Annotated in this window: 1 rRNA gene; it reads left to right on the top strand. The window is 48.4% G+C overall.

Going from position 1 to position 603, the window contains the following annotated elements:
- Window positions 1-285: ribosomal RNA gene (locus tag NON16_RS25395) — 16S ribosomal RNA — on the top strand; the annotation flags it as partial.
- Window positions 286-603: the final 318 nt, after the last annotated feature.

Below are 603 nucleotides of genomic sequence, written 5' to 3'. Positions count from 1 at the left end.
TCTCAGTTCGGATTGCAGGCTGCAACTCGCCTGCATGAAGCCGGAATTGCTAGTAATCGCGGATCAGCATGCCGCGGTGAATACGTTCCCGGGCCTTGTACACACCGCCCGTCACACCACGAGAGTTTGTAACACCCGAAGTCGGTGGGGTAACCTAAGAGTTTGCGGAGCAACTCGCTTCGTAAGCGTTGACCTAGGAACCAGCCGCCGAAGGTGGGACAGATGATTGGGGTGAAGTCGTAACAAGGTAGCCGTATCGGAAGGTGCGGCTGGATCACCTCCTTTCTAAGGAGTCCTTTTAGGACATTACCGCTCTTCGGAGCAAATCACGCTTAGGTTTTTGTTCAGTTTTGAATGAGCTTTTTCTCATTCAAACGTTCTCCGACAAGTCGGAGAAAACACGTTCCTTGAAAACTAGATAACGAAAATTCTTGAAAAACAAGACATCGAAACTATGCGTTAATGTGATGCTTCGGCATCATGAAGAACCATCATTAACCATTAGTTCACGAGAAGCAAGAAGTTCGAGGACGTGAAGTTTCCGAGGACCGGAGTTTAGTTCAGCTAAATGAGGACCGGAGGAACAAAACGGACGACGAAATT

It is taken from the genome of Pseudalkalibacillus decolorationis (assembly GCF_024609785.1).
Classification (GTDB): domain Bacteria; phylum Bacillota; class Bacilli; order Bacillales; family Fictibacillaceae; genus Pseudalkalibacillus; species Pseudalkalibacillus decolorationis.
This window is presented reverse-complemented; position numbering and strand designations above follow the sequence as displayed.